Source organism: Trichlorobacter sp. (assembly GCF_034008105.1).
Lineage (GTDB): Bacteria > Desulfobacterota > Desulfuromonadia > Geobacterales > Pseudopelobacteraceae > Trichlorobacter.
In genome coordinates, this window is sequence record NZ_JAVEPN010000007.1 from 16,898 (window position 1) to 40,157 (window position 23,260).

23 protein-coding genes are annotated in these 23,260 nt (G+C 62.2%); 18 read left to right on the forward strand and 5 right to left on the reverse strand.

Annotated elements, in window-relative coordinates; translation table 11 throughout:
- Positions 1-156 precede the first annotated feature (156 nt).
- The 4 genes from truA to RBQ93_RS05560 all read left to right on the forward strand — a co-directional run bounded on the left by truA (position 157) and on the right by RBQ93_RS05560 (position 4,317).
- Complete coding sequence (gene truA, locus RBQ93_RS05545) at positions 157-912, forward strand: tRNA pseudouridine(38-40) synthase TruA (RefSeq protein WP_320371051.1); 756 nt, start codon at positions 157-159, stop codon at positions 910-912.
- Positions 913-1,112: 200 nt separating this feature from the next.
- A complete protein-coding gene (locus RBQ93_RS05550) occupies positions 1,113-2,708 on the forward strand; it encodes an acetyl-CoA hydrolase/transferase C-terminal domain-containing protein (RefSeq protein WP_320371052.1) in 1,596 nt (531 codons plus the stop codon).
- Positions 2,709-2,888: 180 nt separating this feature from the next.
- The gene (locus tag RBQ93_RS05555) at positions 2,889-3,632 is read left to right on the forward strand and encodes a DUF4388 domain-containing protein (RefSeq protein WP_320371053.1); all 744 of its coding nucleotides are present in this window, start codon (positions 2,889-2,891) and stop codon (positions 3,630-3,632) included.
- 10 nt (positions 3,633-3,642) lie between these two features.
- Positions 3,643-4,317 (forward strand): hypothetical protein, encoded by a 675-nt coding sequence (locus RBQ93_RS05560; RefSeq protein ID WP_320371054.1) that lies wholly within the window; start codon positions 3,643-3,645, stop codon positions 4,315-4,317.
- A 40-nt stretch (positions 4,318-4,357) separates the two neighbouring features.
- Here the strand turns inward: RBQ93_RS05560 and RBQ93_RS05565 are convergent, their stop codons facing one another.
- Together RBQ93_RS05565 and RBQ93_RS05570 are read right to left on the reverse strand one after the other, a co-directional pair.
- Positions 4,358-5,341, reverse strand: a complete 984-nt coding sequence (locus RBQ93_RS05565) for a tyrosine recombinase XerC (protein WP_320371055.1) — start codon at positions 5,339-5,341, stop codon at positions 4,358-4,360.
- On the reverse strand, positions 5,305-5,736 hold the full coding sequence (locus RBQ93_RS05570; protein WP_320371056.1) for a hypothetical protein: 432 nt from the start codon (positions 5,734-5,736) through the stop codon (positions 5,305-5,307). Before RBQ93_RS05570 ends, RBQ93_RS05565 begins: the two co-directional genes overlap by 37 nt.
- A 98-nt stretch (positions 5,737-5,834) precedes the next feature.
- Between RBQ93_RS05570 and RBQ93_RS05575 the strand changes: the two genes are divergently transcribed.
- The 11 genes from RBQ93_RS05575 to RBQ93_RS05625 all read left to right on the forward strand — a co-directional run bounded on the left by RBQ93_RS05575 (position 5,835) and on the right by RBQ93_RS05625 (position 18,251).
- Entirely contained in the window at positions 5,835-6,452 is a 618-nt protein-coding gene (locus RBQ93_RS05575) for a DedA family protein (RefSeq protein WP_413818355.1), read from the forward strand.
- Between the two features lie 19 nt (positions 6,453-6,471).
- Positions 6,472-7,266 carry a peptidoglycan editing factor PgeF gene (gene pgeF, locus RBQ93_RS05580; protein WP_320371057.1) on the forward strand — a complete coding sequence of 265 codons (795 nt, stop codon included), beginning with the start codon at positions 6,472-6,474 and terminating at the stop codon, positions 7,264-7,266.
- An 83-nt stretch (positions 7,267-7,349) separates the two neighbouring features.
- Positions 7,350-8,885 carry a YifB family Mg chelatase-like AAA ATPase gene (locus tag RBQ93_RS05585; protein WP_320371058.1) on the forward strand — a complete coding sequence of 512 codons (1,536 nt, stop codon included), beginning with the start codon at positions 7,350-7,352 and terminating at the stop codon, positions 8,883-8,885.
- Entirely contained in the window at positions 8,878-9,108 is a 231-nt protein-coding gene (locus RBQ93_RS05590) for an RNA-binding S4 domain-containing protein (RefSeq protein ID WP_413818356.1), read from the forward strand. The genes RBQ93_RS05585 and RBQ93_RS05590 overlap by 8 nt, the downstream gene beginning before the upstream one ends.
- Positions 9,109-9,126: 18 nt before the next feature.
- On the forward strand, positions 9,127-9,561 hold the full coding sequence (mscL, locus tag RBQ93_RS05595) for a large conductance mechanosensitive channel protein MscL (protein ID WP_320371059.1): 435 nt from the start codon (positions 9,127-9,129) through the stop codon (positions 9,559-9,561).
- 22 nt (positions 9,562-9,583) lie between these two features.
- A complete protein-coding gene (locus tag RBQ93_RS05600; RefSeq protein ID WP_320371061.1) occupies positions 9,584-10,669 on the forward strand; it encodes an AI-2E family transporter in 1,086 nt (361 codons plus the stop codon).
- 39 nt (positions 10,670-10,708) lie between these two features.
- The gene (gene pabB, locus RBQ93_RS05605) at positions 10,709-12,451 is read left to right on the forward strand and encodes an aminodeoxychorismate synthase component I (RefSeq protein WP_320371063.1); all 1,743 of its coding nucleotides are present in this window, start codon (positions 10,709-10,711) and stop codon (positions 12,449-12,451) included.
- Positions 12,452-12,566: 115 nt separating this feature from the next.
- Positions 12,567-13,922 carry a sigma-54 dependent transcriptional regulator gene (locus tag RBQ93_RS05610; RefSeq protein WP_320371064.1) on the forward strand — a complete coding sequence of 452 codons (1,356 nt, stop codon included), beginning with the start codon at positions 12,567-12,569 and terminating at the stop codon, positions 13,920-13,922.
- On the forward strand, positions 13,919-15,760 hold the full coding sequence (locus tag RBQ93_RS05615; RefSeq protein ID WP_320371065.1) for a sensor histidine kinase: 1,842 nt from the start codon (positions 13,919-13,921) through the stop codon (positions 15,758-15,760). Before RBQ93_RS05610 ends, RBQ93_RS05615 begins: the two co-directional genes overlap by 4 nt.
- 92 nt (positions 15,761-15,852) lie before the next feature.
- Entirely contained in the window at positions 15,853-16,779 is a 927-nt protein-coding gene (gene phnD / locus RBQ93_RS05620) for a phosphate/phosphite/phosphonate ABC transporter substrate-binding protein (RefSeq protein ID WP_320371066.1), read from the forward strand.
- Entirely contained in the window at positions 16,776-18,251 is a 1,476-nt protein-coding gene (locus tag RBQ93_RS05625; RefSeq protein WP_320371067.1) for an ATP-binding protein, read from the forward strand. The genes phnD and RBQ93_RS05625 overlap by 4 nt, the downstream gene beginning before the upstream one ends.
- Positions 18,252-18,271: 20 nt before the next feature.
- On the opposite strand, the gene RBQ93_RS05630 is transcribed toward RBQ93_RS05625, so the two are convergent.
- Complete coding sequence (locus RBQ93_RS05630; protein ID WP_320371068.1) at positions 18,272-19,186, reverse strand: LysR family transcriptional regulator; 915 nt, start codon at positions 19,184-19,186, stop codon at positions 18,272-18,274.
- A 123-nt stretch (positions 19,187-19,309) separates the two neighbouring features.
- On the opposite strand from RBQ93_RS05630, the gene RBQ93_RS05635 reads away from it, so the two are divergent.
- The 3 genes from RBQ93_RS05635 to RBQ93_RS05645 are packed head-to-tail and all read left to right on the forward strand — an operon-like array spanning position 19,310 to position 20,986.
- The gene (locus tag RBQ93_RS05635) at positions 19,310-20,446 is read left to right on the forward strand and encodes a cysteine desulfurase family protein (protein ID WP_320371070.1); all 1,137 of its coding nucleotides are present in this window, start codon (positions 19,310-19,312) and stop codon (positions 20,444-20,446) included.
- Between the two features lie 10 nt (positions 20,447-20,456).
- Complete coding sequence (locus tag RBQ93_RS05640) at positions 20,457-20,705, forward strand: GSU3529 family protein (protein WP_320371071.1); 249 nt, start codon at positions 20,457-20,459, stop codon at positions 20,703-20,705.
- 11 nt (positions 20,706-20,716) lie between these two features.
- Positions 20,717-20,986 (forward strand): GSU3529 family protein, encoded by a 270-nt coding sequence (locus tag RBQ93_RS05645; protein ID WP_320371073.1) that lies wholly within the window; start codon positions 20,717-20,719, stop codon positions 20,984-20,986.
- A 15-nt stretch (positions 20,987-21,001) separates the two neighbouring features.
- Here the strand turns inward: RBQ93_RS05645 and RBQ93_RS05650 are convergent, their stop codons facing one another.
- Both RBQ93_RS05650 and RBQ93_RS05655 read right to left on the reverse strand, forming a co-directional pair.
- Positions 21,002-22,324 carry a sodium:alanine symporter family protein gene (locus tag RBQ93_RS05650; RefSeq protein ID WP_320371075.1) on the reverse strand — a complete coding sequence of 441 codons (1,323 nt, stop codon included), beginning with the start codon at positions 22,322-22,324 and terminating at the stop codon, positions 21,002-21,004.
- Positions 22,325-22,388: 64 nt separating this feature from the next.
- The gene (locus RBQ93_RS05655) at positions 22,389-23,198 is read right to left on the reverse strand and encodes an epoxyqueuosine reductase (protein ID WP_320371076.1); all 810 of its coding nucleotides are present in this window, start codon (positions 23,196-23,198) and stop codon (positions 22,389-22,391) included.
- Positions 23,199-23,260: the final 62 nt, after the last annotated feature.

Sequence of the window (23,260 nt, forward strand, 5' to 3'; positions counted from 1 at the left end):
ATTGCAACCTCAACTGACGAGGAGTTCAGGGAGCGAGGATTTTTTCGCAAGGTCAAGGAAGGCGAGCATTCACGCGGAGGCGTACAGATCAGTACGCCGCACAAGGGAATGGGAAGCCTGACACCGAGATTGCGGAAAAAGACCGCTCCCTTTTTCATGCGCACGATAAAATTAACCATTCAATACGACGGCACCAATTATTGCGGCTGGCAGGAGCAGGCCAACGGTCCTTCAATTCAGGAGACCGTCGAGTTGGCGCTGGCAAAGATTCTGGGACAGCGGGTGCGGGTGCAGGCCGCCGGCCGCACCGATGCCGGGGTGCATGCCCTGGCTATGCCCGCCACCTTCCGGACTGAATCCAGCATCCCGCTGCGGGCCTTTGTGGCAGGGGTCAACGGCTTTCTGCCGGGCGATATCGCCATCCAGTCCGCCGAAGAGGTGCCCAACGACTTCCGGGTGATCGGCGGCAGCCACAACAAGACCTACCGGTACACCATCTACAATGCCCGCCAACGCTCGCCGCTCAACCGCCGTACCAGTTGGCACGTACGCGACCTGCTGGATCTCGATGCCATGCGTTCCGCCGCTAACCACTTTATCGGCAGCCACGATTTTGCCGCCTTCCGTGGCCAGAACTGCACCGCCGTCACCAGCCAACGTCGTATCGACGCCATCGAGATCAACCAGCACGGCCCGCTGATCACGATTGACGTGACAGGCGGCGGCTTCCTCAAGCACATGGTCAGAATCATGGCCGGCACCTTGGTGGATATCGGCCGGGGCCGCTTCAGCCCAGGCCTGATCGTCGAACTGCTGCAAACACCTAATCGCTGCCTGGGCGGGGTTACCGCACCGCCGCAGGGACTCTGCCTGCTGCGGGTTAACTATCCGCCAACCCCCTTTATTCCTTAAAAATGCTGAAAACCATATAATTTAACTTGACACAACCGACCAGATAAGTAGAATCCGGTTTTACTGACGCAAAGTCGTTATTCCACTCAATAACAGCCCGATATACTTAGATTATTTGCTTATTTCAGCTTTTTTAACACCCCTTTACTGCCGACAGCACGTTTTGCTGTAAACGCAAAAAACAAACAGGAGGTAACACGATGTCCGAGTACGGAACCCTGCAAGACCGCGTTCAGTGCAAGTCCTTGCTGAACAAGGTAATGACCCCCGAGCAGACCATTGATTTTTTCAAAGACGGCATGAACCTGGGCTGGTCCGGCTTTACCCCGGCCGGTTATCCTAAAGTGGTGCCGATTGCGCTGGCTGAGCATGTCGAGAAAAACAACCTGCAGGGCAAACTGAAGTTCAACCTGTTCATCGGCGCCTCGGTTGGTGCAGAGACCGAAAACCGCTGGGCACAACTGGATATGATCGATCGCCGCTGGCCCTACCAGACCGGCAAGGACATCGCTGCCGGCATCAACGCCGGTCGCATCCGGATGGGCGACAAGCACCTCTCGCTGTTCGCTCAGGATCTGGGCTACGGCTTCTACACCAAAGACACCCCCACCGGCAAGCTGGATCTGGCTATCATCGAGGTATCTGAAGTGCTGGAAGACGGCAGCCTGGTTCCCACCTCTTCCTGCGGCGTGATTCCCGAAATCCTGATGATCTGCGACCGCGTAATCCTGGAGGTAAACACCGGACAGCCTTCCTTCAAGGGCATCCATGACCTGCTGACCCCCCTGACCCCGCCGAACCGTCAGGTATTCAACATCACCAAGGCTGATTCACGCATCGGCTCCATCTCGATCCCCTGCGATCCCAGCAAGGTGATTGCCGTGGTCGAGTCCAAACTGCGTGACCAGGGTCGCGCCTTTGCCGAGCAGGATGATACCTCCGAGGCGATTGCCAACCATATCATCGACTTCTTCACCCACGAAGTGAAGGCCGGTCGTCTGCCCAAGAACCTGCTGCCGATCCAATCCGGCGTGGGCTCCATCGCCAACGCCGTCATCGGCGGCCTGGCAAAGGGTCCTTTCAAGAACCTGACCGTCTTCACCGAGGTGCTGCAAGACACCATGCTGGACTTGTTTGACTCCGGCAAACTGGACGCGGCTTCTTCCTGCTCCCTGTCCCTGTCGGCTGATCCAGGCTTCCCCCGCTTCTTTGCCAACATGGACAAGTATTTCGACAAGATCACCCTGCGTCCGTTGTCCATCTCCAACGCACCGGAGCCGATCCGTCGTCTGGGATGTATCGCCATGAACACCCCGGTCGAGATCGACATCTACGCACACGCCAACTCCACCCTGGTTGGCGGTACCCGCATGATCAACGGCCTGGGCGGTTCCGGCGACTTCCTGCGCAACGGCTTCCTGAAGATGATGCATACCCCTTCCAGCCGCCCAAGCAAGACTGACCCGACCGGCATCTCCTGCGTGGTGCCGCACTGCTCGCACATCGACCACACCGAGCACGACCTGGACTGCGTTATCACCGAGCAGGGCCTGGCCGACCTGCGTGGTGTAGCTCCGAAAGAGCGTGCCCGTCGCATCATCGAGAAGTGCGCCCACCCGGACTACAAGGCCCAACTGACCGAGTACCTGAACATTGCCGAGGCAGACTGTCTCAAGCGCAAGGTTGGTCACGAGCCGCAACTGTGGGATCGCGCCTTCAAGATGCACCTCAACCTTGAGAAGAACGGCACCATGAAGCTGAAAAACTGGGATGTGAAGATCGATCTCTGCGAATAGCGTGTCGCTCTGAACAGACACTACACAAGGCCCTGCCGGCATACCGGCAGGGCCTTGTGCGTTGAGGCACAGGGTTCTGATCACACTTTCCCCCTTGCGCTCGCCGCCAAAAGTGCTTAAGATACCGATTTCGTGGCACCAGCCCTCCTATCGGAGCAGATCAGCAGGGGAGACTCCTACATGGCAGACAAGGTTAGTGGCTTTCAGGGCGAGATTGCCGGCCTCTCACTCGCCGACGTTATCCAGCTCAAGGGACACAACAAATACTGCGGTTGCATCACGGTTGAGTACAAAGACCAGCGTGGCGCCATCTATTTTGTGGATGGCGAGATCATCCACGCCGAGCAGGGTAAGCACAGCGGCGAAGAGGCGATCTATGCCATCCTGAAATGGCCCGGCGGCAATTTCTCCCTGGCCCCCGAGATGACCACCAACGTCTGCACCATCCACTGCAGCCTCAACTTCCTGCTGCTGGAGGCCCACCGCCGGATGGACGAGGAGGCCCATGAAGAGGCCGAATCGTTCAAGGATGTGATCGAACAGAGCGAACGCCGCCAGCAGCCCCGAGAGCCGGACCCCGCTACCTCGCAACAACGCACCATGAGCGCAGCAGCGGCCCGCGTGATGAGTGTCAACGCCGTCACCTATGCCACACTGCTGGACAAACAAGGCCACCCGGTGCAGGACGACAGCCAGGAGGCTGAATCGCTGTCGGCCAAGGGGCTGTTTATGGCGCAATCCAGCATCAAACTGGGCGAGCTGATGGGCCTGGGTGAGTTGCGTGCCGCCGTGACCCAGACCGATAACTTCGATCTGCTGCTCTACGATTCACGCCAGCATTACCTGTGCATCGCCATCAAACCCAATAGCAAACTGGACGGGGTCGAGGCCGAGATCAAGGCCGCCCTGGCACCGGGCAAGTAGGAGACCGCGCATGCAGGAAATCCTCCACCAGATATCGGCCATCGATGGCGTGATCGGCTCCAGCCTGTTTAACGACCAGGGCAAGGTACTGGCCCATGCCTGCCCACCGCTACTGGACGTAGCGCAGCTTGGCACAGCCGCCACGACAATCCTCGACTGTATTCACGGCCTGCAGATTTCGCAGAGTGTCCATGGGCTCGATCTGCGCTACACCGAAGGTCGCATCATCGTACGGACCTTGCCGGGTGCCTTTCTGTGTGTGCCCTGCGCCAAGAATGTCAACATGTCGATGGTCAACATCACCCTGAACTTGGCCATGAAAAAGCTGGAGCAGGCCCTGGCGAAGCAGCCTGCTGCCTCACCGGCGCTGGGTTCGCCGGTCTCGTCGGATGAAGGGATGCAGCTGCGGGTGGCGCACCTGCCCAAGAGCGATGCCAGCAGCAGCTTCGACCAGCTGGGTATGATCGCGGTCAGCCAGTCCACAGCCAAACAGATCAGCGACTTTTTCGGCAAACCGGTCAAGAAGGTCAAGGTCACCACCCCCGGTGGCGGTGGCGGCAGCTTCCCGCTGATGGTGATCAACGACGTGGAGCTGCAGTATGAAGGGGCCCTGGTGGTGGGACCGGGCATTGAGAAGAAGCTCAAGGTCAACGAAGGGGAAATGGTGATGATCACCCAGGCCTGACCTGAACCACACACAGACCAGCCATCTGCAGGGCGGGACGTCAGTCTCCGCCCTGTTTTGTTTGGTGAGCCCGGGGATGGGCCTGGTCATAAACCGCCATCAGGCGGTCAAGACTCAGGTGGGTATACTTCTGGGTGGTCGAAAGGGAGGCATGGCCAAGCAGTTCCTGGATCGAGCGCAGATCGGCGCCCTGCTCCAGCAGGTGAGTGGCAAAACTGTGTCGCAGGGTGTGGGGGCTCACGGCGCGAAAGCTGTCGATACCGCCGGCCTGCTGCGCTACGATCCGGGCCACGCTGCGCCGGTTAATCCGCTGACCACGGCTGTTCAGAAAGAGCGGCTCGGTTTCGTCAGGCAGCCCACGCAACTGCAGATAGAGCGTCACCGCCACGACCGCCTTGCTGCCCACCGGCACAATCCGCTCTTTCCCCCCCTTTCCCAGCACCCGCACCATGCCGCTGGCCAGGTCCAGGTTGCCCACCGTAAGACCGCTCAGTTCGGAGACCCGCAGACCGCTTGAGTACAGCAGCTCCAGCACCGCTCGGTCACGGGCCTCGGTCAGCTCGTCGCGCGGCCGTAACGCCCCCCCCTCCAGCAGGGCAACGGTCTGATCGATGTTGAGGTGAAACGGCAGCCGCTGTTCGCGCTTGGGGGTGGCAATCAGTTCAGCCGGGTTGAGCGGTAGCTGACCGCCACGCACCAGCCAGGCGAACAGGGCGCGGATAGCGGCCAGCTTGCGACCGATACTGCTTTTGCGATAGGAGTGGGACTGCGGCGGCGGACTTGCCGAGAGCTGGGCCAGGTAGAGCCGCAACAGCAGATGGTCCACTGCTGCTGCATCGGCGGCCTCGCCGCGCTGGTCGCGAACAAAGGCAGTAAACTGGCTCAGATCGTTGCGGTAGGCGGCAACGGTATTGGACGAGGCATTGCGCTGGGTGGCCAGGTAGTCCAAAAAGGCGGCAACCTGGCCACTCAATGTCGTGGCAGTTGCTACTGGAACGACGGCGGCGGACTGATCAGTTTCCATCCGGGCACCTGGTCATCGGTCGGCTCTTCACGATAGACCCACTTCTGGCGGTCGCTAGCCGTCTTCAGCCGGTTGTCGGGCATCACGAAATAATCGAACTCCATAATGGCATCTGCGGTGCCCTGCTCGGGACGACAGTGCTGACCCAGTATCCGGAAGTCAACCATGGTCACCCCCCGGCGGCGGACCTGGTCGGCAGCCTGGACATAGGCCTCACGCTGCTCTTTGTCCACCATGGTCAGCGCGGCTTTTTCAAGCTCCAGCCAGCGCACCGCCTTGCTGTAATCCTTGATGGTCCGTTCGCAGTCCTCACCACGGCCATACTTGCTATAGGCTGAACAGCCACAGAACAAAAGCGGCAGCATCACCAGCAGGGCAAACAGTCGGATCGGCATGGGGCTCACTCCTTGGCAGCGGAAACCACCCTGCGGCAGTTGTACCGGCTCTGGTTTTAGGGTATAAGAAGCGTCACACACAATCGAAACGAGATCCCATGCTGCACACACTGATCAACTGGCTGGTGGAAACCATCGGTGCCTTGGGCTACCCCGGCATCCTGCTGCTGATGGCAATGGAAAGCTCGATCATCCCGGTACCCAGTGAGTTGGTCATGCCGCCAGCCGGCTACCTGGCCTTTCAGGGCCGGATGAACCCCTGGCTGGCGATCCTGGCCGGCACCGTGGGCAGCCTGGCTGGTGCCTACGCTAATTACTTCGCTTCACACTACCTGGGACGGCCGCTGATCCTCAAGTACGGTCGCTATGTGCTGATCCCGCCGGACAAGTTCGAGCGGGTGGAGTCATTCTTCCTGCGCCACGGCGAGATATCGACCTTTATCGGGCGGCTCTTGCCGGTGGTGCGTCACCTGATCTCGATCCCGGCCGGCGTGGCCGGCATGAACCACCTGCGCTTCACAACCTACACCCTGCTGGGGGCCGCCATCTGGTGCAGCATCCTGACCTGGATCGGCTACGCCCTGGGTGAACACCAGGAACTGGTGATGGAGTGGTCCCACAAGGCCCTGTTCTGGGTGCTTGTCACCTGCTGCGCCCTGGTGGCAGGCTACATCTGGTGGCACCGTCGCCAATCATTAAAGCGTAAGAAGTCTTGAAAGGCAAAAGGAAAATACCATGGAGATGACCCGCACCGGGCGCGTTCACTACCTGGCCCCCGGCTTCGGCGCCGCCAGCGGCACGATACAGGGTTTTACCACCCGCCATGAAGGGGTTTCGCGCCCACCCTACAACTCGCTGAACCTGGGCACCAACACCGATGACGCCCCCCACAACGTGGAGGGCAACCGCAGCATCCTGCTGCGGGCCTTCGGCCTGACCCTAGAGAAACTGGTCACCGTACGCCAGACCCACGGCAGCGACATCCTGGTGATCGACGAACCCAATGACGACTACTCGCACTACCTCTCCCTGGAGTGCGATGCCATCATCACCAACCAGCCGGGGGTAATGATCGGCGTCACCGTGGCCGACTGCGTGCCGATCCTGCTCTGCGATCCGGTCAAGCGGGTAGTGGCGGCGGTGCATGCCGGCTGGCAGGGGACCGCGAACCGCATCACGGCACAGACCATCAGCGGCATGCAGCAACTGTTCGGCTGCAACCCGCAGCAGATGCAGGCCGCCATCGGCCCCTGCATCGCCCCCTGTTGCTATGAGGTGGACCAGCCGGTTAAGGACAGCTTTGACAAAAACGGCACCCCCTGGGAGCCGGTTGCTGAGGCCACCAGCCCCGGCCACTGGCGGCTGGATATGGCCCTGGCCAACCGGCTGCAGCTGGAAGAGGCCGGACTGCCGATCGCTGCCATCCAGACCGCCGGCGCCTGCGTCTGCTGTCACAAGGAGCTCTACTTCTCCTATCGCAGGGATGGGGGCGAGACGGGACGGCAGATGGGCTTCATCATGCTTTCGTAGACCGGTCGCGCCTTCGCGCTGCCTTGGACTCAACGCGAAAACACGACGGACCACCATTAGTTGCATAACATTGAGGTGACACGATGCTGGCAAAGGTGCTGAGCGCAACGGTGGTGGGGATCGAGGCGATCCTGGTGGACGTGGAAGTGGACATCGCCGCCGGGCTGCCCCAGTTTGCCACGGTGGGTCTGCCGGACGGCGCGGTCAAGGAGAGCAAGGACCGGGTCAAGGCCGCCCTCAAGAACGCCGGCTACGAGTTCCCGGCCCGACGGATCACCGCCAACCTGGCCCCGGCCGACATCAAGAAGGAGGGCGCCGCCTTTGACCTGCCGATCTCGATCGGCATCCTGGCCGCCACCGGCGTAATCAGCGGCGAACGTCTCAACCAGTACCTGCTGGTGGGAGAACTCTCCTTGGATGGCTCACTCAAGCCGGTGCGCGGCAGTCTGCCGGTGGCAGTGGCTGCCAAGCAGGCCGGCCTGACCGGCGTGGTGCTGCCGCCGGAAAACGCCCCGGAGGCCGCCGTGGTTGCAGGCATTGAGGTGGTGCCGGCCGCCACCCTGGCCGAGGTGGTGCAGTTCCTGCGGGGAGAACAACAGCTGACGCCGCACCAGCTCGATCTGGCGCAATTGTTCCAACGGATCGACGACCATAGCGATGACTTTGGCGAGGTGCGCGGCCAGGAACACGCCAAGCGGGCCATCGAGGTGGCGGCGGCCGGTGGACACAACCTGCTGATGATCGGTCCGCCCGGCTCCGGCAAGACCATGCTGGCCCGCCGTATCCCCTCGATCCTGCCAGGCATGGGCTTTGACGAGGCGATCGAGACCACCGCCATCTTCAGCGTCAGCGGCCTGCTGGACAACGGCACCGCCCTGGTGACCCAGCGCCCATTCAGGGCCCCCCATCATACTATTTCGGACGTTGGCCTGATCGGTGGCGGCACATCTCCCAAGCCTGGTGAGGTCTCGCTGGCCCACAACGGCGTCCTGTTTCTGGATGAACTGCCGGAGTTCAAGAAACACGCCCTGGAGGTGCTGCGCCAGCCGCTGGAAGATGGCCGGGTCACCATCTCGCGGGCCCTGCAATCGCTGACCTATCCGGCCCGGGTGATGCTGGTGGCGGCCATGAACCCCTGCCCCTGCGGCTATCTGGGTGATCCTGCCCATAGTTGCTCCTGCACACCGCTGGCCATCAAACGGTACCGCTCCCGTATTTCGGGGCCACTGCTAGACCGGATCGACCTGCATGTCGAGGTGCCGGCCGTGGCCTATCGCGATCTCTCCGACCGCCGTGACGGTGAAGACTCCAGCACCATCTCCGGTCGCGTCGTGCAGGCACGCAGTATCCAGCAGCAACGCTTCAGCGGCAGCAAGGTACATTGCAACGCCCAGATGAACACACGCCTGATCCGCAAGCACTGCGAGCTGGACCCGGCTGGCCACCGCATGCTGGAGCTGGCCGGCGAGCGGCTGGGCTTTTCAGCCCGCAGCTACTCGCGCATCCTCAAGGTGGCCCGCACCGTGGCCGACCTGGCCGGTTCAGAGCAGATCCGTGAGTCCCACCTGGCCGAGGCGATCCAGTACCGTTCACTGGACAGAAAGGTGCCCAATGCCTGAACTGATTGTCATCGATACCGACTACATCAAGCTGGACAGCCTGCTCAAGCTGGCCAACCTGGTGATGAGCGGCGGTGAGGCAAAACTGTTGATCCATGAAGGGCAGATCCAGGTCAACGGCCAGGTGGAGACCCGCCGTGGGCGCAAGCTGTATCCTGGCGATCTGGTGCAGGCGGCCGACCGGCCGCCGGTGCGGATCACCGGGCAAAAGCAGGACCATTAAGGAAAGAGGAGGTAGACCATGCTGCAAGAGTTCAAGAGTTTCATCATGAAGGGCAACGTGCTGGATCTGGCAGTCGGTGTGATCATCGGCGCCGCCTTCGGCAAGATCGTCAACTCGGCGGTCAATGACCTGATCATGCCGGTGGTGGGCCTGTTCATGGGCAAGGTGGACTTCAGCAACCTGTTCGTCACCCTCTCCGGCGGCAGCTTCCCCACACTGGCAGCGGCCAAGGAGGCCGGCGTGCCGACGCTTAACTACGGCATCTTCCTCAACACCGCCATCGATTTTGTGATCATGGCGCTGGTGATCTTCATGATCATCAAGGCCGCCAACAAGGTCCGCAAGGCGGAAGAAGCAGCCCCGGCCCCTCCGGCTCGCGAATGTCCCTTCTGCAAGTCCGCCGTGCATGACGAGGCCACCCGCTGCCCGCACTGCACCTCGGAACTGCGTTAACAGACTCGCCGAGGAACCGTAGATGGATCGCACCCTGTTCAAGACACTGCTGGCCTTTGCCGGTGCCGTACTGTTCCTGTATCTGCTGTACGCGATCCTGTCGCCGTTTCTGGCCCTGATGATCTGGGCCGGCGCCATCGGCAGCGTCACCTACCCGCTCTACCTGCGTCTGCTTGCTCGTTGTCAAAAACGTGAGATCATCTGCGCCGGCCTGATGACCACTGCCGTCACCCTGGCCCTAGTGCTGCCGATGATCGGCATGATGATCGCCCTCTCCCATGAAGTGGCCATCGCTTACCACTACCTGGAACGGCTGACCGCCGGCAGCGACGGCATGACCGTGGACCGGCTGCTGCAGCATCCGCTGCTGACTCCGCTGCTGGAGCGATTGCAACCGTTTATCGACCCCTTCAACCTTGATCTGGAGGGCATGCTGCTGCCAGCGCTCAAGCAAGGGCTGTCGGTACTGCTCAACTACTCCACCGGGGTGGTCAAAAACCTGCTGGGTTTTGTACTCAAGATGGTGCTGCTGGTGATTACCCTGTTCTTTCTCTACAAGGATGGCGCCTATTTCATGCAGCGCTGCTGGCAGTTGCTGGAATTCAACCAACAGCTGCAGGCCCGCATCGTGGACACCGTGGGGCGGGTGCTGCGGGCGGTAATGTACGGCGTGATCCTGACCTGCATGGTGCAGGGCACCCTGGGTGGTCTGGCCTTCTGGGCCACCGGCCTGCCCTCGCCGCTGCTGTTCGGCACCCTGATGGCGCTCTGCGCACCGATCCCCTTTGTGGGAACCGCCCTGATCTGGTTGCCGGGGGCAATCTACCTGCTGACCCAGGGCCAGACAGCTGCCGGCATCTCCTTGATCATCTGGGGCGCCCTGGTGGTCAGCAGTATCGACAACGTGCTGCGGCCCCTGTTCATCAGCACCAATGCCAAACTACCGATCCTGCTGATCGTGTTCGGCGTCTTGGGAGGCTTCCTGGCCTTTGGCCTGTCCGGTGTGGTTGCCGGTCCGCTGGTGCTGGCGGTGGTGCTGGTCTTTCTGGATGCCTACCGCGCCGACAGTATATTGCCGCCGGCACAAGGCGCCGATAGCGATGCCTGAGCAGTCCCGGCTGTGCTCTTCGCTTGACGTGTGACGCTGGTGAATACTCCGCATCTGCGACTCGACGGTTGGGGTGCGCCCCACGGCACCAGCTGGCTTTTTGACAGCCACCGGACCACGCTGGCAGCCTTCAATCCTGCGCAGGTGCCGATGGTACTCCGGCAGGCCGAGGCGGCCGCAGCAGCCGGCTGCTACGCCGTCGGCTTTGTGGCCTATGAGGCAGCAGCGGCCCTCAATCCGCACCTCCCGGCGCTACCGCCACTGCCTGGTCTGCCACTGGCCTGGTTTGCCATCTATGGTGCTCGGCATGCCTGTCCGCCAGCACAGCACCCCTCCCCCAACCGGCCATTGCCACTCCAGCCAAGGCTTACCGCTGAGCAGTATAGTCATGCAATCTCGGCCTTGCATGACGCCATCGCTGCCGGTGAGAGCTATCAGGTCAATTACACCTTTCCGCTGACAGGTCGCTGCCACGGCAACCCGCTTTCCCTTTACCAAGCCATGCTCGACAACCAGCGACCACCCTTCGGTGCACTGCTGGACACTGGTAACCACCTGATCCTCTCCGCCTCACCAGAACTTTTTTTCCAACGCCAAGGCCAGCGGATCGTAACCCGCCCCATGAAAGGGACCGCGCTGCGGGGGCGCTTTCCCGCCGAAGATGCCGCCCAGGCCGCCGCGTTAGCCGCATCTCCCAAAGAGCAGGCTGAAAATCTGATGATCGTCGATCTTTTGCGCAACGATCTGGGGCAGATCGCCCAGACCGGCTCGGTGCAGGTAGAACAGCTCTTCGCGCTGGAGCACTATCCGACGGTGCACCAACTGACCTCCACCGTCAGCGCCAGCCTGCTGCCCAGGACCGATCTGGAGGCGATCTTCAGGGCGCTGTTCCCCTGTGGCTCCGTGACCGGAGCACCGAAGCGGCGCAGCATGGAGCTGATCGCCCGTCATGAGGCACGGCCCCGGGGGGTCTACTGCGGGGCCATCGGCCTGCTGGAGCCCGGCGGTGATGCGATCTTCTCGGTGGCGATCCGTACCCTGCTGCTGGACCGGCAGACCAGCAGTTGCAGCATGGGGGTTGGCAGCGGCATCACCTGGGATGCCAAGACAGATGCCGAATACGCCGAATGTCATGCCAAGGCTGCCTTCTTGAACATGCAGCCACCACCACGGCTGTTGGAATCGTTGCGCCTCGAAAACGGCCACTACCCGCTGCTAGAGCGACACCTGACCCGTTTGGCCTGGTCGGCTGGCCGGCTAGGTCACCACTATAACGCCGAGTTGATTGAACAGCGGCTGCTAGAACATGCCGCCAACCGCCCCGGAATCCACAAGGTACGCCTGCTGCTGGCGGCCGATGGAGAACTGGAGATTACATCCGCGCCGATCGAGCCGGACAGCGCCCCGTTGCGGCTGGCCCTCTCCAGCCGTACCATCGACCCCGACGACCAGTCCCTCTACCTGAAGACCGAGACGCGGCAACGCTATGATGCGGCTCGACAGGAGCAACCCGCAGCCGACGAGGTACTGCTGGTCAACCGGCAGGGCCAGCTGACCGAAGGCAGCTATCACAACCTGGTGCTGCGTCTGGACGGACGCCTGATGACACCACCGCTTACCTGCGGCCTGCTGCCGGGGGTAATGCGGGAGGAGTTGCTGGCCCAGGGGACCATCCATGAGCAGATGCTCTATCCAGCCGATCTGGGGCAGGCCGAGGAGATCTGGCTGATCAACGCGGTGCGTGGTTGGCGTTGCGCCCAGCTGCTGCATGACGTCAGCTAACTGTCCCTACGCTCCGCCCCATCCTTTTGCTTCTCCTTTACACCTGGTTTGCTGTATACATGCTGAACGGATTGTATCATTTTGTCCGTAGAGCCCTTGGCAAAGGACCACCAATATGCCCTGTATCTACATCTGCGACGACGAAGCCGGCATCCTGCGCTATCTGGCCAAGCTGCTGAAAGGGCATGGCTACGAGGTTGAGACCTTTACCACCGGCCATGACCTGCTGCAGCGCCTTGAGACCGCCGCGCCCGCATCGGCCTCGCTGCTGCTGCAGGATGTGCGTATGCCGGACATCGACGGCATCCAGATCCTGAAGCGGGTCAGAAAGCTGCGCCCCGAGCTGCCGGTGGTGGTGATGACCGCCCACGGCACCGTGGACGACGCGGTACACGCCATTAAGCTGGGGGCCTACGATTACGTGATGAAGCCGTTCCCCAAGGAAAAGATCCTGGGGGTGCTGACCAGGGCCCTGGAACACCACCGCCTGGCCGACGAAAACCGGCGGCTGCGCGTGGAACTGCAACGTGGCGGCAGTGATGAGATCATCTTCGCCTCGCCCCGCTTCCGTCAGGTCTACGACCTGACCCTGCAGGTGGCGGCCAGCGACGCCAACATTCTGATCCTGGGGGAATCGGGCACCGGCAAGGAGTTGATTGCCCGCACCATCCACAGCAACAGTCCCCGCCGGGCCAAACCGTTCGTATCGCTTAACTGCGCGGCGCTGACCGACAGCCTGCTGGAAAGCCAGCTGTTCGGCCATCTGCGCGGTGCCTTCACCGGCGCCATCATGAACCAGAAGGGACTGCTGGAGGAGGCTGACGGCGGCACCCTGTTTCTGGACGAGATCGGCGATGTCAGCGCCGCGGTGCAGGCCAAACTGCTGCGCGTGATCCAGGAGCGGGACTTCATCCCCCTGGGCAGCACCAAGCCCAAAAAGGTTGATGTGCGCTTTGTGGCGGCCACCAACAAGGACCTGCAGCAGGAGGTCAGTGGCGGCCGATTCAGGGAGGATCTCTACTACCGGCTGAACGTGATCTCGCTGACCGTGCCGCCGCTGCGGGAGCGACCCGAGGATATAGAACCGCTGGCACGACACTTCCTGCGACGCTTCGCCGCCCGGATGAAAAAGGAACTGCTCGATCTGGAGCCGTCGGCCCTTGAGCTGTTGCGCGGCTATCACTGGCCCGGCAACGTGCGCGAACTGGAAAACGTGATCGAGCGGGCCGTTATCCTGGCCCGCAGCCCGTACCTTTCGGCCGACCTGCTGCCGGTGGGCGGACGCAAGACGGAACCGGTGGCGCTGGAAACTGCGCCGCTGATCCCGCTGGACGAGGTGGAACGCCAGCATATCCTGGCAGTGCTCAAGCAGACCGGCTTTCACAAGAGTAACACCGCCGAGATCCTGGGCATCTCCCGCAAAACCCTTGATCGCAAACTGACCGAGTATGGGATGAAGAGCGCCCCGTGAAGAACGCTGCCGCCATCCGTCGCCGCCTGCTGCTGACGACGCTGCTGCCCCTGGTGGCAGCCCTGCTGGTCAGCTGGCTGGTGGGCGTCCGGCTGATCGCCGACCGGATCGAAGGCCAGGCCCGCACCAAGGTACGCAGCGACCTGAGCGCCGCTCAGGAGATCTACGATGGCGAACTGGCCAACCTGGCCCATCGCGCCCGACAACTGGCCCTGATCCCCGAACTGGGCCGGGCTGTGCAACGGCTATCCCGAACCGATCTGGAACGGATCCTGACCATGGCTGCGTCAGGCTTCCCCTCCAGTTTCGTCAGCGTGGTTGACCAGGCCGGCCTGGTCCGCTACCGGCTCAACAACCCTACCTACACGGGCGATAGCCTGCAGCACTTCGCGCCGGTACAAGTGGCCCTGCGGGGCACCAGCGCCCAGGGCACTCTGCTGCTGACTTCCCAGCAGGCCCAGCGTGAACATCCCGCACTTGCCGCTTCGATGGCCATCCCGCTGCAAGCGTCCCCCCATGTCGAAGCAGACAGCCGCAGCAGCGAGCAACGCGGTCTGTTCATGGTGGCCGCCGCACCGCTGCACGACGCAAACGGCAGGCTGCTGGGTGCTGTCTGCATCGGCCAGTTGCTGAACAACAACCAGGCGCTGGTAGAGAGGATCACCCGCATCACCTCGCCGGGCCAAGCTACAGAAGACGGCCTGCAGCAAAACGCCACCCTGTTCCTGCACGATGTCCGTATCGCCACCACCGTCACTGACGAGAACGGCCAACGGGCCATCGGCACCCGCATGTCGGCCGCTGTGGCCAGCCAGGTGCTGGAAAAGGGTGAACTCTGGCACGATCGGGCCTTTGTGCTCAACCAGCGCTACTTTGCCGCCTACCAGCCGCTGCGGGACCCTGACGGCGCAATAGTCGGCGCGCTGTACGTCGGTGTGCCGGAGCAACCGTTCATCACCCTGCGACGCACCCTCAACCTGACCTTTGCCGGGCTGCTGCTGGCCATGACCACGCTGGGGCTGCTGCTGACCAGCCGCCTGGCCCGCCAGTTGGCCCAGCGGGAGGCAGAGATCCAGGCCTTCAATCGCACCCTGGAGGACAAGGTTCAGCAGCGCACCATCGAGCTTGAAGAAAAAAACCACCAACTGCTGCGGGCCGAAAAGGAACTGGCCCGTAGCGAGCGGCTGGCCGAACTGGGCATGCTCTCGGCCGGGGTGGCCCATGAGATCAACAACCCCCTGGCGATCATCAGGGGTAATGCCGAACTGTTGCAGATGGAGTTACCCCAGCAGCAGGACAGTCAGGAGGAGGTACGGGAGATCCTGACCCAGGTGGGACGTATCAACCGGATTGTGGGCAGCCTGCTGACCCTGGCCCGCCAGGAACGGCGCCAGATCAGCCGCTTTCCACTCAACCCGCTGCTGGACGAGATCCTGGACCAGATCGACCACCAGATCCCGCTGGAGGGCTACAGCATCGAACGGAGCTACCGCGAGCAGAACCTGCAGCTGCTGGCCGACCGCGAACAGCTGCGCCAGGTCTTTACCAATCTGATCCTGAACGGCCTGCAGGCCATGGAGGGCGGGGGCCGCCTGACCATCTCGGCCGGCACCAGCCAGGGGATGCAGGTCATCACCGTCACCGACAGCGGGCACGGCATCACGCCGGAACAGCAGCAGCGGCTGTTCACCCCCTTTTACAGCACCAAGCAACACGGCACCGGCCTCGGTCTGGCGGTCTCCTGGGGCATTGTGCGCAACCACGGCGGCAGCATCGAGGTGCATAGCGTCCCCGGCCAGGGCAGCGGCTTCGCGGTCAGGCTGCCGCTTGTCGACTGAAGCGCCGGTTGCAATACTGCCCCGCTGCGCTATGCTGTATAAAAATGCGGCAGATTCTTGTTTGTGCGAGCCAGCTCGTGCGGAGGTATCTCATGTGTTTCCGACGCAGCCTGTCCTACCTGGCACTACTTGTTCTGGTAGCTGCCTGCAGCCCCGACGACCAGCAGCCGGTCAAGGTCAACCTGTCCCCCAGCGCCCCGACCGCTGCAGCGCCGGCGGAAACGCCGGTCAAACCGTTACGGATCGGCATGGGCGGCATCATCACCCCCAAGGAAGGCTACCGTTACTATCAGCAGCTGCAGGGCTACCTGGCACAGCAGCTCGGCCAGCCGGTGCAGTTGGTTGATCGCGCCAATTACGAGGAACTCAACCGGTTGTTACAATCCGGCGGCATCGACGCCGCCTTTGTCTGCGCCGGTCCCTACGTGGAGGGCAAGCAGCAGTTTGACATGCAGCTGATCGCCATGCCGCTGGTCAACGGCAAGTCGGTTTACCACGCCTACATCATCGTGCATAAGGACAGTCCGATCCAAAACCTGAGTCAGCTGGAAGGCAAGTCCTTCGCCTTCACCGACCCCAAATCCAACAGCGGCAAACTGGTGCCCACCTACATGCTGGCCCAGCTCAAAACAACCCCGGAGCGGTTCTTCAGCCGCCGCATCTTCACCTACGGCCACGACAACTCCATCAAGGCGGTGGCAGAGCGCCATGTGGACGGCGCCTCGGTGGACAGCCTGATCTGGGACTATACTGCCCGCAAATACCCCCACCTGACGGCCAACACCCGCGTGATTGCCACGTCTGAGCCCTACGGTATCCCGCCGGTGGTGGTTCGTCCCGGCATTGATCCAGCCCTCAAACAGCGTCTGCAGCAGGCCCTGCTCACCGTCCACCAGAACCCCGAGGGCAAGGCGATCTTAGATGGCATGCTGATCGACCGCTTTGTGCCGGGCGACGACCGCAACTATGACTCGATCCGCACCATGAACCGCTGGCTCGCCGGGCAAGCTGACCGATGATACGTACACGTCTGCGCACCAAGTTTATTGCCGGTTTCAGCGGCTTGATGCTCGTGTTCTGCCTGCTGTTGTTGCTGCTGGTTACGGCTCAGCTGCAACGCGCCATGAATCACGAACTGCGCAAGCGGGGTATCTCCATCGCCCGCCACTTGGCCGAGGCCGCAGTCACACCGATCCTGACCGAAAACTGGGTTGCCCTGCAGCAGACCCTGATCGATTACACCAAGAACGAAACCGACATCCGCTACATCTATCTGGCAAACGACCAGCACGAGGTGCTGGCCCACAGCTTCGGCACCACTTTTCCCGACGACCTGCTGAAGACCGATGCCCCCCTGCCCGGCAACCAGACCGTGGTGGTTACCACGGTTGACGCTGGTGAAGAGTTGATCAAGGATGTGGCAGTAACGGTGCAGGGAGACTTGGGTAGGGTGCATGTGGGCATGTCGCTGCAGGTGATCAACGATAGCCTGCGTCAACTCGTGTGGCAGCTGTTACCGTTTGCCGCTGTATTACTGGCGCTGGGCGCCCTGGCCGCCTTTGCCGTCGCCTCCTCTATCACTCGACCATTGGCAGAACTGGCCGATGCAGCCAACCGGCTTGGACAGGGACGGCGCGATGTGCAGGTGACGCTCAAATCACGGGATGAGATTGGCGAGCTGGCGTCAGCTTTCAATCGTATGACGCAAGAATTATCCCAGCAGCAGCACCAGTTGGAGGCCCTCAATCAATCCCTTGAACAGCGGATCGAAGTCGCCTTGCAGGAGCTGCGCCTGCGCGATCAGGCCCTGATCGCCCAGAACCGTCTGGCGGCCATGGGGGAGATGATCAACAACATCGCCCACCAATGGCGTCAGCCACTCAACAACATCAGCCTGATCGTGCAAAACATGAAGTACCTGAATGGTAGCGGTGCACTGACCCAGCAAGAACTGGCCCAGGATGTGGACAGCACCATGGAACTGATCCAGTTCATGTCCCGCACCATCGACGACTTCCGCAACTTTTTCCGTCAGGACAAGCAAAAACAACCGTTCAGCATCAACCAGACCGTGGCCAAGACCGTGGCCCTGCTGGCGCCATCACTCACCAGCCACAACATTACCGTGCAGGTCCAGCAGCAGGAAGAGGTGCAAGCCGAAGGCTACGCGAACGAGTACACCCAGGTGCTGCTCAACGTCATCGCCAACGCCAAGGAGGCCCTGATTACACGTGAGGTGCCCGATGCCGCCATCGAGCTCGTCATCACAGCAGAGGCCGGCCGTTCCGTGGTAACCATCAGCGACAACGCCGGCGGTATCCCCGACGACGTACTGCCGAAGATCTTCGACCCCTACTTCACCACCAAGCACCAGGCCCACGGCACCGGCATCGGCCTCTACATGTCCAAGGTGATCATCGAGCAGAACATGGGCGGCAGCCTGACCGCCCGCAACACCGCAACCGGGGCCGCATTCAGACTTGAACTCTGAGCACAACTCCGGCAGGCTGATCAGGGCAGCGGGAAGGTGCCGGCGGCCTGGGTTAGCAGGTAGTAATCATCCACCTCCTGGATGACGTAATCGACAAACACCCGGTTGGCCCGTGAAAGGGTGGCGTGCTTCTTCCAGACGATGGACAGGTCCAGCAGCAGGGGCTGATCGCAGGAGATCACCGCCATCTCGCTCTCGCTGGCCACCACCATCTTGGGGAAAAAGGCCAGTCCCAGTTCTTCCCGCACCAGACTGCGGGCCAGGGAAAACAGGTTCGATTCCGCCACCACGCTGGGGGTGAGCCCCTCCTGGGCCGCCCGCTCGTCGATCAGTTCCCGCAGGTGATATCCCTCACTGAAGTGAATCAGCGGCTCCGCCAGCAGCACCCGCAGCGGGGCCGTTTTTCTGCCGGCCAGCGGGTGGCTGCGGTGGACGCAGGCCACCAGCTCGTCCCGCACCAGCAGGTGCGCATCCAGCCCCTCCGGCACCACGCCGGCAATCACCCCCATATCCAGACTGCCTGAGGCGATCTTGCGCTGGATGTTGCGGGCGCTGTCACCGTTGATCGACAGCTGTAACGCAGGATAGCGCCGTTTGAACGACGCGAGGATCTGCGGAAAAAAGTGACTGCTGAGCATCGGCGACAGGCCCATCCGCACCTCGCCCCGCAAAAGCCCCCGCAGATCGTCAAGCTCCTGCCGTGCCGCATCCATCTGCTGTTCCATCAACCGCGCATGGCGCGCCAGCGCGGCTCCCTCGGCGGTCAGCGTGATGGTGCGGTCCCGCCGGTTGAACAGCTGCACCTCCAACTCGTCCTCCAGCTTGCGGATGGCGATACTGAGGGCCGGCTGGGCGATATGCAGCCGCTGCGCGGCCCGCGTGAAACTCCCGGCCCGGGCCACCTCCAGCATAAAGCGCAACTGTCGCAGGTCCATGGTTCCCTCCCTACAGATCGGTTCAACTATAAATAAAATATATCAGGACAATAAAAACAATATATTTCTTATATTTTGCGCCCTTGCCTATACTCAGTTCACCACGTTAGCGAGGTGCCATCGATGGCCATCTATCTTGACTGCAACGCCACCACGCCGCTGGAACCGGCGGTACTGACCCTGGTGAACCGCTTCATGGAACGGGAGTACGGCAATGCCGCCAGCCCGATCCACGACTTTGGTGCATTTGCCCGCATGGCGACCGAGCATGCCCGCGGCCAGATCGCCTCACTGGTGGCGGCCCGACGGGACGAGGTCATCTTCACCAGCGGCGCCACCGAGGCCAACAACCTGGCCCTGCTGGGGCTGATGCAGCACGGCCAGGCCACGGGCCGCCGCCACCTGATCACGACGGCCATCGAACACAAGGCGGTGCTGGAACCACTGTCCGAGATGGAGCGGTTGGGTTTTACGCTGGAACGGTTGCCGGTGGACGCAAGCGGGCGGCTGGAGCCCCGGCGACTGGCCGCCGCCCTGCGGCCCGACACCCTGCTGGTCTCCACCATGCAGATCAATAACGAGACCGGCGTCAGCCAGCCCCTGGCGGAACTCGCACTCCTCCTGGCGGGTCACGCGGCCTTCTGGCACGTGGACGGGGCCCAGGGGTTCGGCAAAGAGATCGAGCCGCTTACAAACCAACGGATCGACCTGCTGAGTATCAGTGGCCACAAGATCTACGGCCCCAAAGGGATCGGCGCCCTGATCGCCCGCAAACGTGATGGGGCCTTTCCGCCCCTCACGCCGCTGATGTTCGGCGGCGGCCAGGAACAGGGCCTGCGACCCGGCACACTGCCGGTGCCGCTGATCGCCGGGCTGGGGGAGGCGGCTAAGCTGGCCCAGCGCGACCATGCTACCCGGGCCGACCGCTGCCGCGCCTTCCGGCAGCGGTTGCTGAAGGCACTGGAACCGCTGGCACCGGTGCTGAACGGTGATCAACAGTGGGTGCTGCCCCACACCGTCAATCTCTCTCTGCCGGGCATACCGTCCGACCGCGCCATCACGGCGCTGAAAGGCTTGGTCGCGGTCTCCAGCACCTCGGCCTGCACCTCCCACACCCGCACCCCCAGCCACGTGCTGACCGCCATGGGGCTGGACGAGCAGCGGATCGAAACCTCGATCCGCCTGTCCTGGTGCCACCTGACGCCAGAGCCGGACTGGGAGGCGATACTGACGACACTACACGGTCTGCGTGACCAGTAAAGGAGCTGTCATGGATATCTTTGACGAGCTGCACCAAGTGGTACAGGAACAGTACGAACAGGGAGAGCTGCCCAGATGGCTGGCCGATCCGGTGCTGGAGGTGGTGGCCAACCGGCAGCGCTACCAGGGCAAGGAGTACCTGATCGAGCTGTTGACCGCCCAGCTGCGGGAGTACGATGTGTATGCCGAGGCCGGCTGCTGCAAATGGGCCTACGACCATGAGGATATCAAACGGACCTTGGGCTGGCTGGAGCAGTAGGAGGAGGAGCGATGGACGTCTTTGAACAACTCAAGCTGGCAACAGAGCAGGCCCAGGCCGAAAACGAGCTGCCCGATTTTCTGGCCCTGCAGTTACTACGGATCACGCAGCAGCCCGACCAGTACCGCCAGCAGGCCGCTCAGGTCGGCCGGCTGGCAACGATGGTGGAACAGTACGACACCTACGCCCAGACCGGTTACATGGGAATGGGGGTCAACAACGCGGTACTGGAAGGGGCGATCCGGCGTATTGAGGCAAAGGCCGAAGACGAGCCAATGTAAAGAGTGAAAGCGGAATCACCACTTAAAATAACGGGCCGTCTCCTCCTTGATCACCTTGGACAGCAGCAACAGGCCGATGGTGTTGGGGATGATCATCATGCCATTCATCAGGTCCGAGAAGTTCCAGACAAATTCCAGCTGCATCATGGCCCCCACCAGCACCATGCAGACAAAGACCACCCGGTAGGGCTTGATGGCGCCTGACCCCAGCAGGTACTCGATCGCCTTTTCACCGTAGTAGTTCCAGCCGATCAGAGTGGAGCCGGCGAACAACGCCGTGGCCAGGGCCACCAACAGCACGCCGGGCTGCCCTAAAACGGCACCGAAGCTGGCGCTGGTCAGCTGGCCGGCCGGCACGCCCTCCAGCCAGCCGGTGCCGGTCAGGATCACCAGGGCGGTCATGCTGCAGACCACCAGGGTGTCGATAAAGGTCTGGGTCATACTGACCAGGGCCTGTTTGACCGGATCAGTGGTGCGGGCGGCAGCTGCGGCGATGGGGGCCGAGCCCATGCCGGATTCGTTGGAAAACACCCCACGGGCGACACCGAAACGCATGGCCGCAGCAATGGTGGCGCCGGCAAAGCCACCGCCGGCAGCAGCCGGGCTGAAGGCATGCTGGAAGATCAGCCCCAGGGCATGGGGAATCTTGTCCAGCTGCAACGCCAGCACCAGCAGACCACCGATCAGGTAGCAGACGATCATGAATGGCACCAGCAACGAGGTGGCCTTGGCGATGGATTTGATCCCGCCCAGGATCACCAGCCCGGTCAGCAGCATCAACACCAGCCCGGTGACCCAAGTTTCAACGTTAAAGGTAGATTTAAAGATCGTTGCCACGGCATTGGCCTGGGTCATGTTGCCGATGCCGAAGGTGGCCAGGGCGGTAAACAGGGCGAACAGCCAGCCCAACACCGGCAGGTTGGCCCCCCTGCTCAGGTAGTACATCGGGCCGCCCCGCATGCCGTGGGGTCCCTTCTCGCGGTATTTGACCGCCAGCACCGCCTCGCCGTACTTGGTGGCCATCCCCACCAGACCGGTCATCCACATCCAGAACACCGCCCCCGGCCCGCCCAGGGTGATGGCGGTGGCCACGCCGACGATGTTGCCGATGCCGACGGTGGCCGCCAGGGCGGTCATCAGGGCGGCAAAATGGCTGATATCGCCATCACCGGCATGTTCCTTGTGCCAGATCAGCCGCAGGGCGTGGGGCAGGGCGCGGAACTGCATGCCACGCAGGATAATCGTCAGGTAGAGGCCGGTGCCCACCAGCAGCAACAGCACTGGCGGGCCCCATACCCAGCCGGACAGGGTTGAGACCATCTTTTCGATCAGCTGCATGACTACCTCCGTGGAAGTGTTTCGTTGCTCAACTGACACAACCGGCCAGGACACTGCGTTGCCGCTAACGAGTCACCGGGTTGCGCTCCTCACAGGGCACCCTGGTTTGGCACAGGCCACACCCGGTGATCGGAACCTGATAGCGCTCGGCCAACAGCCCGGTCAGCGTCGTGTAGACATAGACACCGCAGCTGGGCTTGTCGTGCCCCTGCCGTGAGATGGCCGCCACCGGGCAACGGCCGATGCAGGCGCCGCAGCTGCCGTTGTGGTAATGGAGACAGTAGTCATAGACACCGGGCCGCTCACCAACCGTGGGGACAAGCGGCAGATCGGTCACCACACTACCCAGGCGGTGGGCGATACCGCGCGGGGTGATCAGGGCGTCGTTCAGACTGAAGGTGCCCAGACCCGCGGCATAGGCGGCGTGACGCTCGGACCAGGTGGAGGCAATCCCCACCGGCGTATCGGCCAGCTCCTGCCAGTTCGGGTCCAGCTGCGGAGCCAGGGCGCGATAGCCCCGCTGCTGCAGCCAGGCCACCAGATGGCGACGCAGATCGGCGTTGAACCGGTCGCCAAAGCTGCGGGTCTGGGACCAGGCCCGTGAGGGAACTTCCGTCTGGCTGCGGTTGCTCTCGCGGGTGGCACGGGTGATCGGCAGCACCCAGCTGATCACCGTGGCTGCCCCCGGCAAGAGCTGCTCAGGTGTACGGTGAAACGGGCCGATGACCTGCTGATACTGGAGCCAGATCGGGTCGTCGGCAGACACCAGACCGACTAGCGGTTGATCGAAGTAGGGTTGCTCACGGTCAGGAAAGCGGTTGGCCGGCTCTTCCCGTACAAAACGGACGATCTCACTGCGCAGCAGCTCTTCCATAGCGCCTCCTTCGAGTGCCGTCTGAAGCCGATCACCTTTACGCTTGCAGATTGTAGCAGATT